This is a genomic window from Arthrobacter nitrophenolicus (assembly GCF_000332815.1).
Classification (GTDB): Bacteria; Actinomycetota; Actinomycetes; order Actinomycetales; family Micrococcaceae; genus Arthrobacter; species Arthrobacter nitrophenolicus.
This window is the reverse complement of record NZ_AOFD01000017.1, coordinates 25826-39285: the sequence shown is the minus strand read 5'-3', so window position 1 is coordinate 39285 and position 13460 is coordinate 25826. Positions and strand designations below refer to the sequence as shown.

Below are 13460 nucleotides of genomic sequence, written 5' to 3'. Positions count from 1 at the left end.
GGTGCTGTCCCTGCAGCTCGCCGGACGGACGGTGGTGGTGACGGGCGCCGGGCAGGGCCAGGGTGCGGCCGAGGCGCGGATGCTGGCGGAGGCCGGGGTACGCGTCATCGCCACAGACCTGCCGGCCGGCATGCCCGCCGGACTCGCGGGTGCATCCCCGTCACCGGAGGGTTCCCTGCTCTACCGCCAGCTGGACGTTGCGGACGCCGCCGGATGGTCCGGGCTCGGGGACTGGATCCGGTCCCAGGGCTGGGCCGTGGACGGCCTGGTGAACAACGCCGGCATCACCCAGCGCAGCCGCCTGCTGGACGCCTCGGCGACGGACCTGCACAAGGTATACGACGTCAACGTCGCCGGAGCACTGCTGGGCATCCAAACCCTGGCACCCTTGATGGCAGGCGGGGCATCGATCGTGAACGTGGGCTCCGTCGCGGGCCTCACCGCCCACTATCCGGTGGCGTACACGGCCAGCAAGTGGGCGCTCCGCGGGCTCTCACAGGTGGCGGCCATGGAGCTTGGCCGGCGCGGAATCCGGGTGAACACCGTCCATCCCGGCTTCATCGAGACCCCCATGACGCAGGGAGCCAAACCGGAGTTCCGGCAGGCCACCCTGGCCGAAACCCCGCTGGGCCGCACCGGCAGCGTGGAAGAGGTGGCCGCCGTCGTGCTCTTCCTCCTCAGTCCCCTGTCCTCCTACGTGACCGGCGCGGAATTACCCGTGGACGGCGGTCAGGCCGGGCATGGCGGAGCCAAGTCAATCTCCGACGCCCTGCGCTGACCATTCCCTCCCCCGCACCCCAACTAGGAGCCGTCGTCATCCATGTCGCAGCCCATCACACGACGGCGCCTGCCGCCGCGGAGGCGAGCGCGGCGGCCCTGCCCTGGCCGCCGGCCGTGCCGGTCCGGCCTACCTGCTAATCCGCCGCGTTGATAGTTACAGGGTGGGCCGTGACGGGGAAAAGTTCGTGGAGCCGTGAGCAGGAACGCTGGACTACCGAGCGGGGCCAGACATTCGCGGGGTCCTCCGCCTGGGACGGGTGCCAGTAAATGGCCTCCACCAGGGAAGCCTCAACGTCTTCCGAAAATTCCAGGACGGTGATCTCCGCGCCGCGCTGGGCCCGTGCCGCCAGCATCCGCGGGACCATGGCCACGAGGTCCGTGCCTTCCACCAAGAGCGGCAGGGACAGGAAACCGGCCACCACGGCCGCCACCCGGCGCTGGACGCCCCGGGACTCGAACAGCTTGTCAGCCGGGGTGCTGATGCCCTCGCCGAAATAACCGACGGCGTGCGGCATGGTGGCGAGGTCCGCCAGGGTCAGCTGCGGCTGCTTGAGCAGGGGGTTGCCGGCGTCCGCGATGGCCACGAAGCTGTCGCGGAAGACCTGTTTGCTGGCACCCTGCATGTGGTATCCGATGGGCCCCACGAGCAGGTCGATCTTTGAGTAGTCGGCCATCTGGCCCTGGATCCCGGACGCGGCGGTGGGGACGAAATCCACTGACACGTTCGGGGCTTCCTGGCGCAGGATGCCCCGCAGTGGACCCACAATCAGGGCCGCGGCATAGTCCGACGCGGCGATCACGAATTCCCGCTCGCTGGTGGCGGGATCGAAGCCGGACCGGACCCTGGTGGCTCGCTGGATGTGGAGCATGGCCTCATCCACCAGCGGGACCAGTGACTGCGCAAAGGGCGTGAGGTCATAGGTGCGGCCGTTCCGGACCAGCAGTTCGTCGTCGAAGTGGCGCCGAAGCCTTGCCATCGCCGCACTGGTGGCCGGCTGGCTGAGCTGCAGCCGCTCCGCTGCCCGGGAGACGTTGCGCAACTCCAGCAGGACCTGCAACTGGGGCAGCAGGTTCAGGTCCAGGTTCTTCATACCCTCAGGTTATCCGGGCCGGACTTATGCCGCCCTAACCACCCACAGGCACCATCCGGGGTCCCCGCACCAGGACGGCGAGAAGGGCTACCGCACACGCGATGCCCAGCCCGCCCAGGGCAAGGCTGAGGCTGCCCGCTGCTGCCGCTGCCGCGCCGAGGACGATGGGGGTGAGGAACTGGCCGATAAAGAGCGTCCCGGTCCAGATGCCCGTGCCGCGGCCCCGCTGCTGGAATTCGAGGCCGTTGACGGCCCAGGTCAGCAGGGTGGGCAGCAGCACGCCGGTTCCCGCGCTGGCAATCACCGCCCCCGCGATGGCCAGCGGCACGTTGCCTGCGACGGAGACCAGGGAGAGTCCGACGGCGGCCAGCCCGAAGGCGAGCGCCAGGAGGTTCCGCGTACCCAGCTTCGCGAGGAAGCGGAAGGAGATGGCACCTGCCGCCGTGGCGAGGGATGCAATTGCGGCGGCGAGTCCGATGAGGGCCGCGTCGGCGACGCCGAGTCCCGTGATGACGTACGGCAGGTGGACGATGAGGGCGTAGAAGACGATTCCGCCGAACAGCGTCACTGCGGCCGGAGCACCGATCTGCCGCCATGGCAAAGGCGTTTTTGCCGCAGTTGGAGCCAGTGTCTTCGCCGGCTCCCACAGCTTGACAATCATGGGGATAACGATCACGGCGCTGACCGCATAGAGCCAGAACGGCGTCCGCCAGCTGATGCTGCCCAGGGCGCCGCCGAGGGCGAAGAATGCAGTGGCGGCGAGCGCACTCACCATGGTCTGCAGGCCGAGGTATTTGTTCCGCTGTTCCCCTGCGTAATAGTCGGTGATCAGGGTGGTGCAGCAGGTCATGATGGCTGCTTCCGCAATTCCGACGCCCACCCGGGATATGGCGATGGATTCGAGGGTGTCCAGCCAGAGCGGCGCCGTCCCGAACACCGCGTAGGCGATCATGGCGAAGACCAGCAGCTGCTTACGGCCCACCCGGTCCGCAACGTAGCCGGCCAGCGGCGAGAAAAGCGCCACGAACAGGGCCGGCAACGTCAGGGTAAGGGGCACCAGAATGGCGACGCCGGGCGTGTCTGCAAACACCCGGCTTAAAGTGGGAAGGATTGGCGCCAAAAGAACGGCGCCCAGCACCGGCATGCAACTGCCGGCAACCAGGAGGGTTGCCTGCAGCCGTCCGGCTTTACGCGTCCCTGACGTTCCCTGCGCTTCAGTCCTGGCTGTACCCGTGAGCTGAATATTCTCCATTGAATTTTCCTTAGCCTTGGTGGTCACGGAGGGATCGGCGCGGCCTGCGCGCCGAAAAGTGACTTCCCTCACTGTGGCAAGGCTGGGACTATCCAGGAATCATGGATTTGGGATAGGTGGTATCCACGGAACGGATGGGAACGCCGGGGTTGAGCCCTTACTAGGCCACGCTCCCGTTCATCTCAGCCCGCGTCGGCGGATTGGCGCCGGGGCGGGAAACGGTGACGGCGGCTGCCCTGGCAGCGTGCTCGAGGAGTTCGGCGAGGCTTTCGGCGGGCAGTTCGCGCAGGTCCTTGCGGTTCTGGGCACCGTCCAGGCCGCGGTCCACGATGCCGGACAGCAGCGCGGCCATGAAGGAATCCCCTGCGCCCACGGTGTCCGCCACGTCCACCTTGGGCGCCGGGCATTCCGCTTCGCCCGCGGCGGTGATGCCCCACGGGCCGGCCGCGCCGCGGGTGACCACCACCATGGCCGGCCGCTCGGTCCTGCCGAGGGTCATCCAACGCCGGGCCGATTCCAGCACATCCTCGCCGGGGTACAGCCAGGCCAGGTCCTCGTCGGAGGCCTTGACCACGTCCGCGAGGGACACGAACTTTTCGGTGTGGCGGCGGGCGTAATCGACGTCCGTGATGATGCTCGGCCGGCAGTTGGGGTCGAAGCTGATGGTGGCGGACGGGTGCGCGTATTCGACGGCGGCGAGGACGTCGGTTGCGCCCGGCGCCAGCATCGTGGCGATGGACCGGTGTGCAGCAGGGTGGTGCCCTGCAGCATGAAGCCCAGCCGGTCGGCGATGCCGGGAAGCTCCCAGGCGAGGTCGAACGTGTAGGTGGCGGCGCCGTCGTCGTCAATCAGGGCGGTGGCCACGCTGGTGGGCAGGTCATCCGGGCCCATAGGAAGCATGACGGAGCTGGCGCGGAGGTGCGCGGCCACGGAGTCGCCGTAGGCGTCCCGCCCGTAGCGGCCGATGAACTGCACCGGGTGGTCAAGGCGGGCCAGGCCCACCGCGACGTTGAGCGGGCTGCCGCCCACGTGGGCCTCGATTCCCGAGGCGCGCTGGACAACGTCAACAAGGCCTTCGCCAATAACAGTGAGCATGGTCATACTCTGCCAGAAAGCGGACGACGGCGAGTGGCGGCTTCCGCCTGGCAGAAAGTAATCAATAAATCGTTGACAAAAAAGTGATCAGTAACAAACAATAATGTTATCGATCACTTTCCTCGCTGCCCCTTCCAACCTGGTTCCGGCCAGCGCTCTGCACTCCAGGCATTAGTAGCACTGTCTGTCGACGACGACACAACAGAAAGGCACCTTCATGACCTACCCGCCAACCCGGCGCAGCATACTCCAGCTGTCGGTGGCCGCCGCCGCATCCGCCCTGGTACTGCCCGGCTGCGGCACAGGCTCCAACCCGGCCGACGATGAATCCGGCCCGGTCACCCTCCGTTTCTCCTGGTGGGGCGGCGACGCCCGGCAGAAAGCCACCCAGAAAGTCATTGACGCCTTCAGCGCCGAAAACCCCGACATCACGGTGGTAGGCGAATACGGCGACTGGAACGGCTACTGGGACAAACTCGCAACCCAGGTGGCAGCCAACGACGCCCCGGACATCATCCAGATGGACGAGAAATACGTCCGCGAATACGGTGACCGCGGCGCCCTGCTGGACCTGAAGAAACTCAGCCTGGACACCTCCGGCATCGACAGGGACACCCTCAAGAGCGGCGAAGTGGACGGGGAGCTGGTGGGCTTGGTGACCGGCGTGGCCACCTTCTGCATCGCCGCCAACCCTGCAGTACTGGAGAAGGCCGGGGTTGCCATGCCGGACGACACCACCTGGAGCTGGGAGGACTACAAGGAGATCGGCCGGAAAATCAGCGCAAGCGGAACCGGCGCCACAGGTGTCGGCGTGGGCTACGGCGACCAGGACCTGTATATCTGGGCCCGGCAGCACGGCGACCGGCTCTACGACGACGACGGAAACGTGGTCATCAAGCCGGAAACCCTGGTCTCGTTCTGGGAGAACATCAAGGAGCTGTCCGAGTCCGGGGCGGCGCCGAAGCCGTCGGCGATCATCGAGAACGCCGCGGCATCACTTAACCAGACAGCACTGGCCAAGAATGAGATGGGGCTGGCGGGTATCTTCAGCACCCAACTCACAGCATTCTCCTCGGCCAGCGGCCAGCAACTCAAGCTGCTGCGGCTCCCCGGCGAATCGCAGGCCAAGGAACAGGGCGCCTACTACAAGGCCTCCATGTTCTGGGCCGTCTCGTCCCGCACCAGGCACCAGAAGGCGGCCGAGAAATTCCTCAACTACCTGACCAACAGCCAGGCGGCGGGCGACGTCATGCTCACGGAGCGGGGCATCCCCGCCAATACGAAGGTCCGCGAAGCGATCACGCCCAAACTGGGTGCAACGGACAAGGCGGCCATCGACTTCACTGATGCGATCGCCGACGAGGTGCGCCCGGCCCCGCCCATCACCCCCGCCGGAGGCAGCACCATCCTGGAGATCCTGAGCCGCTACACGTCCGACATCCTTTTCGACCGCACCACGCCCAAAAAGGCAGCCCAGCCCTTCATCGACGAACTCAACTCCTCACTCCGGAAGTAGCAATGACTGAACAGCAAAACACTCCACTGCGCGCCGCCTTCATCGGCACCGGCGGCATCGCGAACGCCCACGCGGAGGCCCTGTGGGACCAGCCGGGCGTGGAACTCGCGGCCGCCGTTGATCTCGACCCCGCACGTGCGCAGGACTTCGCTTCGAAGTGGGGCGTCGCCAGGACCGCCGCCAGCCTCGCAGAGGCACTCGACGGCGGCGGGCTGGATCTCGTGGCCATCTGCACTCCGCCTTCCAGCCACTTCCCTCTCGCGTTGGAGGCGCTGGCACGCGGCCTGCACGCCGTCGTCGAAAAGCCGCCGGCACTGTCCCTGGCCCAGATGCGCCAGCTGGAGACGGCCGAGGCAGCATCCACCGGCACCCTGAGTTGCGTATTCCAGCACCGGTTCGGCTCCGGTGCCCGCCGGCTGCTGGCGATGCAGGACTCGGGTGCACTGGGACGGCCACTTATTGGCACCTGCAACACCCTGTGGTTCCGGAACCAGGCCTACTTCGACATCCCCTGGCGCGGGCTGTGGGACGTGGAGGGCGGCGGGCCCACCATGGGACACGGCATCCACCAGTTCGATCTCCTGCTCCACCTCTGGGGGCCTTGGGCCGAGGTCACCGCCTTCGCCGGAAAACTGGCACGCAGAACGGACACCGAGGACGCCTCGGCCGCCATCGTCCGCTTCGAGTCCGGGGCGATCGCCACCGTCATCAACTCTGTCATTTCCCCCCGGGAGACGTCCTACCTACGGCTGGACTTCGAGAACGCAACAGTGGAACTCGAGCACCTCTACGGCTACAGCGACACGAACTGGACCGTCACCCCGGCACCTGGGCGGGAGGACGTCGTCGAATCCTGGAACCAAGGTGAGGACCTCTCCAGCGGCCACGCGGCACAGTACCGGGCCCTCCTCCGCAGCCTCCAAGCAGGCGGGCAGCCGCCCGTCTCCATTGCCCACGCCTACGCCACCATGGAACTGGCCGCCGCCATCTACGCCTCGAGCGTCAGCGGCACCACCATCGCCCGCGGGCAGATCGATGAAACCAGTCCCTTCTTCACCCGCATGGACGGACACCTGGAACCCTGGAAACAAGAGGAAACACTCAACGCATGAGCACCGCAGCACCCATCACTTGGCAGGACAACACACAGTCCTTCACCGTCATGCTCGGCGGCCAGGAAATCGCCACCTACACCTACGCCGCCACCGACGAACAGCGCGAATCGCCCCGGCCGTTCTTCCACCCGTTGCGCACCACCGCAGGCGAAACCGTCAGCGCCTACCGGCCTTGGGACCACGTCTGGCACAAAGGCATCGCCTGGTCACTCCCCCATTTCGGCGAGGACAACTTCTGGGGCGGCCCCAGCTACAGGCGCGGCCAAGATTACCAGTGGCTACCCAATAACGGGCGCATGCGGCACGAGAGCACCTTGGACGCCGGCACGGACGACGGCGGCTTCCGGTTCTCGCACGCCCTCACCTGGTGGACGCAGGCCGGAAACCACGTGGTGGACGAAATCCGCACCCTGCGAATCAGCGCGGCACCGGGCGGCGACTCCTGGACTTTGGTGTTCGAAACGGCGATGACCAACGTGTCCGGCGCCGACATCCAGATTGGGTCCCCCACCACCGAAGGCCGCGAGAACGCGGGCTACGGCGGCCTATTCTGGCGTGGACCGCGGGAATTCGCCGGCGGCCGCATCGTAGGCCCTGACGGAACAACAGGCGAGGCCCTCCGGGGAACCCGCGGCCCGTGGCTGGCCTTCGTGGGGCAGCACGATAACACGTGCCGGCACTCCACCATCCTGATCTCTGACGCTGCCTCCAACGCCCAGCACCCGCCGGAATGGTTTGCCCGCGCCGAGCCGTTCGCCTGCTTCGGGCCGGCGCCGTTCTTCAGCAAGGAGGTCACCTTCGCCGCGGGTGAGACCATGGTGAACCGCTACGCGGTAGTGATTGCCGACGGCGACTCGGACCAGGAGCGGCTGGCGCACCTTGCAACGTCAGCGGCGCAGTCGCTGCAGCACCGTGCCGTCAAGGCCGGGGCATGACAACCCGGCAACCCGCTGTACCGTTTCCGGGTGCCGTCGCCCTGACCCGGCTGGGCGTGTATGACTGGGAAGCCTCGGACGGCGTGTGCGGCGGCTCCCCGCACATGCACACTGCATCCACCGAGGCTTACCTGGTCTTGGCCGGAAAGGGCAGGGTTGAGACAATCCGGTCATCGGGCCACGAAGTCTTCGACCTGGCGCCCAACGACCTCCTGTGGTTCAGCCCGGGGACCATCCACCGGCTGGTCAACGAGGACAACCTGGAGATCCTGGCCATCATGCAGAACGGCGGGCTGCCCGAGGCGGGCGACGCCGTGCTGACCTTCGAGGCGGATATCCTGGCCAACCCTGTCCGCTACGCGGAGGCTGCGTCCCTGGGCGCGCAGCCTCCGTCGGAATCCCTTCAGGAAGCCGCTCGCGCCCGGCGTGACGCCGCCCTGGCCGGCTACCAACAACTGAAGGAGGCGGCGATTGCGGGGCGGCACGAGGTGGTGGAACGGTTCCAGCAGGACGCGGTCCGCCTGGTCCAGTCGCGGATTCCCGCCTGGCAGTCCCTGTGGGACGAAGCCATCGCACCGGAAGCCGCGCGGACCGGAGCCTGGCTCAAGGAGCTGGCCGCGGGACGGTTCGGCCACTTCGCCGACGCAGGCGTGGCCCGGTCCTCACCAGACGGACCCGGGCGGATTTTCGGCATGTGCGGGATGCTGCAGAAGTGGGATGGAGGCCATTCGGCCTGAACCAGGGCTGCCGCTGCCGGGATGCGGGAGGGGCTAGGCTGGGAGCCTATTCCTCCCGCAGGCCCGGCAACAATCGATGAAGGGAGGCCCGGCATGGCGCAGGAAGCCGAGGCCAAGGGGAAGCCGAAGGCCCCCACGATCTACGACGTTGCGGAACGGGCAGGCGTGTCCCACCAGACGGTGTCGCGCTACCTCAAGAATAAGACAGCGCTGAAGCCCAGCACGCTGGAGCGTGTCGAAAGGGCCCTTTCCGAGCTGAACTACACCCCCAATCTCGCGGCGAGGGCGCTCCGTTCGCGGGAGCTGTACCGCATTGTGGTGGTGGTCCCTGAGGCCTCGCTGTACTTCCCCACCCGGATGCTCAACGGCGCGGCGGCCGCTGCGCACGCCGCCGGCTACCGCGTTGACGTGGTGGCGATGGAAGGCACCGCCGAGGACCGGGCCCAGCAGCTGCGGAACCTCCTGTCCGGCGAGGACATCGCCGGCATCCTGTCCTTCGTGCCCCGGCCCAAGCCCGCGGTAGAGGTTGATGCCAGGATTCCGCTGGTGGTCGCCGGCGAATACGACAACAAGATGCGCGCACGCGGCAGCCTCGCGGACGGCACCGCCGCGGCGACGATCGTCGAGTACCTGGCGTCCCTGGGACATCAGGACTTCTTCCACGTTTCCGGGCCCTTGGCGTGGCCCTCTGCCCGGAACCGGAAGGCAGCCTACGAAAAGGCCGTCACCGAGCTGGGGTTGAGGTCCGCCGGCACCGCCAGCGGCGACTGGTCCCCCGCTTCAGGGTATGCGGCCGGAAAGAAGATCGCACGGTTGCCGGACGTGACCGCCGTGGTGGCAGCCAATGACCAGATGGCCATCGGGGTTATCCGTGCCCTGCATGAAAAAGGCATCTCGGTCCCGGGGGACGTCAGTGTGTTCGGCTGGGACGACATGGCCGAATCCGCCTTCCTGGTCCCTGCCCTGTCCACCGTCCGGATGGACTTGGAGGCATTGGGAGCCCGGAGCATGGGGGAGCTGATCGCACGAGTCCGCGGGGTCAACACCGCGGCCGAGCCGCTGACCCTCGACCCGATGGAGTTGGTGTTCAGGGAATCGACGGGCCCGGCGCGGGCCGGGGGCGGCGCAGCAGTTCCGCCACCAATTCCCGGCACCTGATGTAGGCCTCCGCGCCGGGGTCGATCAGCGCGAAGTGGTCACCGGGAACGGTAACCAGCTGCGGGGGCACGGGCCCGGAGAGGCCCGCGTCAACGTACGCTGCGGACATTACCGGCGGGACGTCGTCGTCATCCTCCGCGTGGACGGCGAAGACGGGGACGTCCAGCGGCAGCGCGGCCATCGGATCCGCGTACCGGTACCGGCCGGGAATGTCCGACGGCGGTCCGCCCAGCAGGTTGGCCACCGCACGGTCGCTGAGGCGCAGCCTTTCCGCCCCTGCCAGGTCCAGGACGCCGGACTGGCTCACCACGCCGGCGAGCCGGACGCGCGCGTGGTGGGCCCGGACCTCCCGGTCCTCTTCCGGGAGATCCAGGGAGCCCAGCCTGTCCCGTCCCGCCGCCCAGACCGCGAGGTGCCCGCCCGCCGAATGGCCCAGCGCCACTACCTTTCCCAGGTCCAGCGAGTGCGGCCCGGCCAATTCATCCAGCTTGTCGATACCGGCCAGGATGTCCTGGAAGGTGCCGTGCCAGCCGCCGCCGTTGCCCGCCCGCCGGTACTCCAGGTTCCAGGCGGCGACGCCGTGCTCCGCCAGGTCCAGTGCCAGCGGCTCACCCAGCTCCGCACCGTACTTGGCGCGCCAGTAGCCGCCGTGAATGACCACCGCTACGCCCAAGGACCCGGTTCCGGCACGCCGTGCGGGCAGGAACAGCTCGCCCCACTGGCTGGGGTCCGGGCCGTAGGAGTAGCGGTGGCGCTCAATCATGAGCCGAGACTACAGCGACCGGCCGCGGACGCGTGCCGGACGGCAACGGCGAGTGACGCCGTCGTCCTTTCCGTTTGGCAGGGGACCTTTGTGGGCACGTTTCTGTCATGGATTCCTCTGAAGCAGTCACCACCCACGATTCGACGGTCGACGACTGGACCGCGCCCTGGCCGAGTCCACCGGCTCCCCCGGTGGCGGCGCCGGCACGGGAGTCATGCTGGCCATCGCTGCGTCCTTGACCTCCATGGTCGCCGGCTACTCGGAGAAAGAGGACGACGGCGGCAGGGCCGCCTCCATCAGGGAACGCGCGCAGCAGCTCCGCCGTGAGGCCCTCAAACTTGCCGATGACGATTCGACAGCGTCCCGGTCCTTCGGCGCCGCGTTCCGGCTGGAGCCGGGGCCGGAACGCGACGGGGCCATCCGCAACGCATCCGTGGAGGCCGCAAAGGCCTCGGCAGTCCTCGGCGAGCGCGCCATCGAAGCGATCGACGACCTCGCCTGGCTGGCGGACAAGGGGAACCCCGCGCTCGTGGCCGACGTCGTCGTCGCGTTCGGGGCCCTCCGGGCGGCGGTGGCCGGGGCCCGGACGAACGTCAGCTTCGACTTAGGGTCGCTGCGGTCCGCCGGCACCTCGCTGGAGGATGTCCGGGAGCAGCACCCGGACCTGTGGGCCAATGTGGAACGCCTCACCGCCGCCCTGGACCGGATCGACGGCCTGGCCGCCCGGATTGATGACCGCGCCGCCCCCACCGATAGCATCTGAGGGCACGGTTCCCCTGCTTGGGCTGCACGGCGGGAGATAGCGCCGGGCTTGGCGGACGGGGATAGGGGACACGAATTTTGGACGGAGTCCTAAAGGGCTTTTTTGTTGTGGGCGCCGTCATGCTGGTCGGCTACATCCTGGGCCGGACCAACGCGCTGGGCCCGCACGGCACCAAGGTGCTGTCCACCCTGACGTTCCTGGTGGGGCTGCCCAGCCTGATGTTTTCCATGATCGCCACCCGGCACATCACGGACGTCCTCAGCGAAACCGGCCTGATTTCGGTGGCCACGGCGGCGGCCATGATGGTCCTGTTCGCCGTCATCGGAGCGATCGCCAGGTGGGGCGTCCGCCGGACCACCATCGGCGCACTGGCCACCGGCATCGTCAACTCCACCAACCTCGGGGTTCCGCTCTCGCTCTATGTGCTGGGCAGTGCCACGTACGTCACGCCCATCATGCTGTTCCAGCTGGCCATCGTCACCCCCATCGCGCTGACCATCCTGGACCTCAGCAATCCCGGCGGCGAGAAGCCCTCCGCCGGGCGGATCCTCGCGACGCCCTTCCGCAACCCCGTGACCGTGGCGGCCATCCTCGGGATCGTCGTCAGCGCCGCCGGCATCCCCGTCCCGGAACTGGTGCTGGATCCCCTCTCGCTGATTGCCCAGGTGACCGTGCCGCTGATGCTGATCATCTTCGGCATGTCACTGCACGGGCTCTCACCCCGGGGCAGCAGCGGCGACGGCGCCCCGACGCTGCTGGCCGTCTTCCTCAAGTCCGTCGCCCAGCCCGTCCTTGCATGGGCGCTGGCGGTGTTCGTGTTCCGCCTGGACACCTTCAGCACCTTCGTGGTCACGGCCTGCGCCATCCTGCCCACCGGGCAGAACGTGGTCCTGTACGCGGTCCGCTACCGGGTGGGCGAAAGCCTGGCACAGTCGACGGCGGTGCTCACCTCGGCGCTTGCCGTTCCCCTGCTGCTCGGGGCGGCGTGGGTGCTGAACTAGTCAGGCATCCTCGAGCCAGTCCGGGCCGCGTCGCATTCCCGCTTGGTGTCCTACCCCAGCCGTAAGCTGGGAGCATGCCGAGTAACTGGGAAAGCCTTGACGCGCCGCTGCGTGAGTCCGTGCAGCACAACGTGGAGATCTACGAGCGCGTCCGCCCCGCCCTGAAGCTCGTCACCAAGGATGTCCTGCTCATCATGCGGGACATGCTGAAGGACACCGAGGTCACCCCGCTCTTCGTCACGGGCCGGACCAAAACCGTGGAATCGTTCAAGGAAAAGATCTCCCGGACTGAGGAGCCGTTGGAACCGGGCGGTCCCCGGGTTCTGAAATTCCCGGACCCGTTCCGGACCCTCAATGACATGGTGGGAATCCGGGTCATCACCAGGCTGCCGGCCGAGAATGCCACCGTGGCCAACCTGATCAAACGCCAGCGCCAGCTGTTTGACTGCCGCGGCGACCGCGAGAAGGACATCGGCTCCATCGAGTCCGGCACCTACGGCTACTCCAGCCGGCACCTGATCCTGCGGACCATCCAGAACGAGGCCGTCAAGGAATACCAGCAGGTCTTCAACCCGGACGCCCAGCCCAACGGCAGCTACTTCTTCGAGTGCCAGATCCGCACCATCTTCGCCCATGCCTGGAGCGAGATCGAGCATGACATCCGCTTCAAGGCCGAGGACCCGCGCGCCTGGACACCGCACTTCGACCGCCAGTTCACCGCCACCGCCGCCATGCTGGAAACGGTGGAGACGGCCTTCGCGGACCTGCACGAACGCTATGAGGAGGTCCGCAGCTTCTGGGACATGGACGGCGAGGGTGCCGCGCCGCTCACGCCCAACCGCATCCGCGACGTCTGGCGGACCCTCCTCCCGCACGTTGACCGGAAAGTCGACGACGACTGGGGCTGGGCAGCCGAACTCCTCGCCGCGCACGGCCTCAACCAGACCATGCAGCTGGCCGGACTGCTCAGCGCCAACCGGATCACCGAGGTCCGCAAGGCACTGGACCACCGCTACTCCCCCGGGCCGGACCGCCTCCTGGACGACCTCCTGTTGTGGCAGTACGGCAAAAAGCACATCGAACTCACCGCAGAAGCGCCCGACGTCGTCCCGCACCCCCGGCGCGACAGCCTCATGCGGCGGCTCAAACAGATCGAACGGTACCGGCTGACGAAGAAGTAGCAGTCATCGGGTGCCTCCTCGCTAAATCAGCACGCTGCAACCCTTGACCACGGGTACGTCATCCTTTTAGTTT

At 67.5% G+C, this 13460-nt stretch carries 12 protein-coding genes and 1 pseudogene; 9 read left to right on the top strand and 4 right to left on the bottom strand.

The genetic code is table 11. The features are described 5' to 3' along the window. The first annotated feature begins 1 nt into the window (after position 1). Positions 2 to 778 carry an SDR family NAD(P)-dependent oxidoreductase gene (locus G205_RS08180; RefSeq protein ID WP_009357578.1) on the top strand — a complete coding sequence of 259 codons (777 nt, stop codon included), beginning with the start codon at positions 2 to 4 and terminating at the stop codon, positions 776 to 778. A 136-nt stretch (positions 779 to 914) separates the two neighbouring features. On the opposite strand, the gene G205_RS08175 is transcribed toward G205_RS08180, so the two are convergent. The 3 genes and pseudogenes from G205_RS08175 to G205_RS08165 all read right to left on the bottom strand — a co-directional run bounded on the left by G205_RS08175 (position 915) and on the right by G205_RS08165 (position 4218). Next, positions 915 to 1871 (bottom strand): LysR family transcriptional regulator, encoded by a 957-nt coding sequence (locus tag G205_RS08175; protein ID WP_009357577.1) that lies wholly within the window; start codon positions 1869 to 1871, stop codon positions 915 to 917. Positions 1872 to 1905: 34 nt separating this feature from the next. Then, positions 1906 to 3123 (bottom strand): MFS transporter, encoded by a 1218-nt coding sequence (locus G205_RS08170; RefSeq protein WP_009357576.1) that lies wholly within the window; start codon positions 3121 to 3123, stop codon positions 1906 to 1908. 160 nt (positions 3124 to 3283) lie between these two features. Continuing rightward, positions 3284 to 4218: pseudogene (locus G205_RS08165) on the bottom strand (carbohydrate kinase family protein). Positions 4219 to 4435: 217 nt separating this feature from the next. On the opposite strand from G205_RS08165, the gene G205_RS08160 reads away from it, so the two are divergent. The 5 genes from G205_RS08160 (at position 4436) to G205_RS08140 (ending at position 9679) form a co-directional block, all read left to right on the top strand. Further along, a complete protein-coding gene (locus G205_RS08160; protein ID WP_009357575.1) occupies positions 4436 to 5734 on the top strand; it encodes an ABC transporter substrate-binding protein in 1299 nt (432 codons plus the stop codon). 2 nt (positions 5735 to 5736) lie between these two features. Continuing rightward, entirely contained in the window at positions 5737 to 6846 is a 1110-nt protein-coding gene (locus tag G205_RS08155; RefSeq protein WP_009357574.1) for a Gfo/Idh/MocA family protein, read from the top strand. Beyond that, positions 6843 to 7784 (top strand): DUF6807 domain-containing protein, encoded by a 942-nt coding sequence (locus G205_RS08150; RefSeq protein ID WP_009357573.1) that lies wholly within the window; start codon positions 6843 to 6845, stop codon positions 7782 to 7784. Before G205_RS08155 ends, G205_RS08150 begins: the two co-directional genes overlap by 4 nt. Further along, positions 7781 to 8521, top strand: a complete 741-nt coding sequence (locus G205_RS08145) for a cupin domain-containing protein (RefSeq protein WP_009357572.1) — start codon at positions 7781 to 7783, stop codon at positions 8519 to 8521. The genes G205_RS08150 and G205_RS08145 overlap by 4 nt, the downstream gene beginning before the upstream one ends. Before the next feature lie 93 nt (positions 8522 to 8614). Next, positions 8615 to 9679, top strand: coding sequence for a LacI family DNA-binding transcriptional regulator (locus tag G205_RS08140; protein ID WP_009357571.1), 1065 nt, complete (start codon positions 8615 to 8617; stop codon positions 9677 to 9679). Here G205_RS08140 and G205_RS08135 read toward each other — a convergent pair. Next, entirely contained in the window at positions 9609 to 10442 is an 834-nt protein-coding gene (locus G205_RS08135) for an alpha/beta hydrolase family protein (protein ID WP_009357570.1), read from the bottom strand. The genes G205_RS08140 and G205_RS08135 overlap by 71 nt on opposite strands. Positions 10443 to 10656: 214 nt before the next feature. On the opposite strand from G205_RS08135, the gene G205_RS08130 reads away from it, so the two are divergent. The 3 genes from G205_RS08130 (at position 10657) to G205_RS08120 (ending at position 13387) form a co-directional block, all read left to right on the top strand. Next, positions 10657 to 11205 (top strand): cyclodeaminase/cyclohydrolase family protein, encoded by a 549-nt coding sequence (locus tag G205_RS08130; RefSeq protein WP_009357569.1) that lies wholly within the window; start codon positions 10657 to 10659, stop codon positions 11203 to 11205. Positions 11206 to 11282: 77 nt separating this feature from the next. After that, entirely contained in the window at positions 11283 to 12206 is a 924-nt protein-coding gene (locus G205_RS08125; protein ID WP_035752464.1) for an AEC family transporter, read from the top strand. 74 nt (positions 12207 to 12280) lie between these two features. Then, on the top strand, positions 12281 to 13387 hold the full coding sequence (locus tag G205_RS08120; protein ID WP_009357567.1) for a GTP pyrophosphokinase: 1107 nt from the start codon (positions 12281 to 12283) through the stop codon (positions 13385 to 13387). The last annotated feature ends 73 nt before the right edge of the window (positions 13388 to 13460 follow it).

Coding starts and splice junctions, on each gene's coding strand:
- G205_RS08175 (WP_009357577.1), bottom strand. CDS start 1,871: ATGAAGAACCTGGACCTGAACCTGCTGCCCCAGTTGCAGGTCCTGCTG.
- G205_RS08170 (WP_009357576.1), bottom strand. CDS start 3,123: ATGGAGAATATTCAGCTCACGGGTACAGCCAGGACTGAAGCGCAGGGA.
- G205_RS08160 (WP_009357575.1), top strand. CDS start 4,436: ATGACCTACCCGCCAACCCGGCGCAGCATACTCCAGCTGTCGGTGGCC.
- G205_RS08155 (WP_009357574.1), top strand. CDS start 5,737: ATGACTGAACAGCAAAACACTCCACTGCGCGCCGCCTTCATCGGCACC.
- G205_RS08150 (WP_009357573.1), top strand. CDS start 6,843: ATGAGCACCGCAGCACCCATCACTTGGCAGGACAACACACAGTCCTTC.
- G205_RS08145 (WP_009357572.1), top strand. CDS start 7,781: ATGACAACCCGGCAACCCGCTGTACCGTTTCCGGGTGCCGTCGCCCTG.
- G205_RS08140 (WP_009357571.1), top strand. CDS start 8,615: ATGGCGCAGGAAGCCGAGGCCAAGGGGAAGCCGAAGGCCCCCACGATC.
- G205_RS08135 (WP_009357570.1), bottom strand. CDS start 10,442: ATGATTGAGCGCCACCGCTACTCCTACGGCCCGGACCCCAGCCAGTGG.
- G205_RS08130 (WP_009357569.1), top strand. CDS start 10,657: ATGCTGGCCATCGCTGCGTCCTTGACCTCCATGGTCGCCGGCTACTCG.
- G205_RS08120 (WP_009357567.1), top strand. CDS start 12,281: ATGCCGAGTAACTGGGAAAGCCTTGACGCGCCGCTGCGTGAGTCCGTG.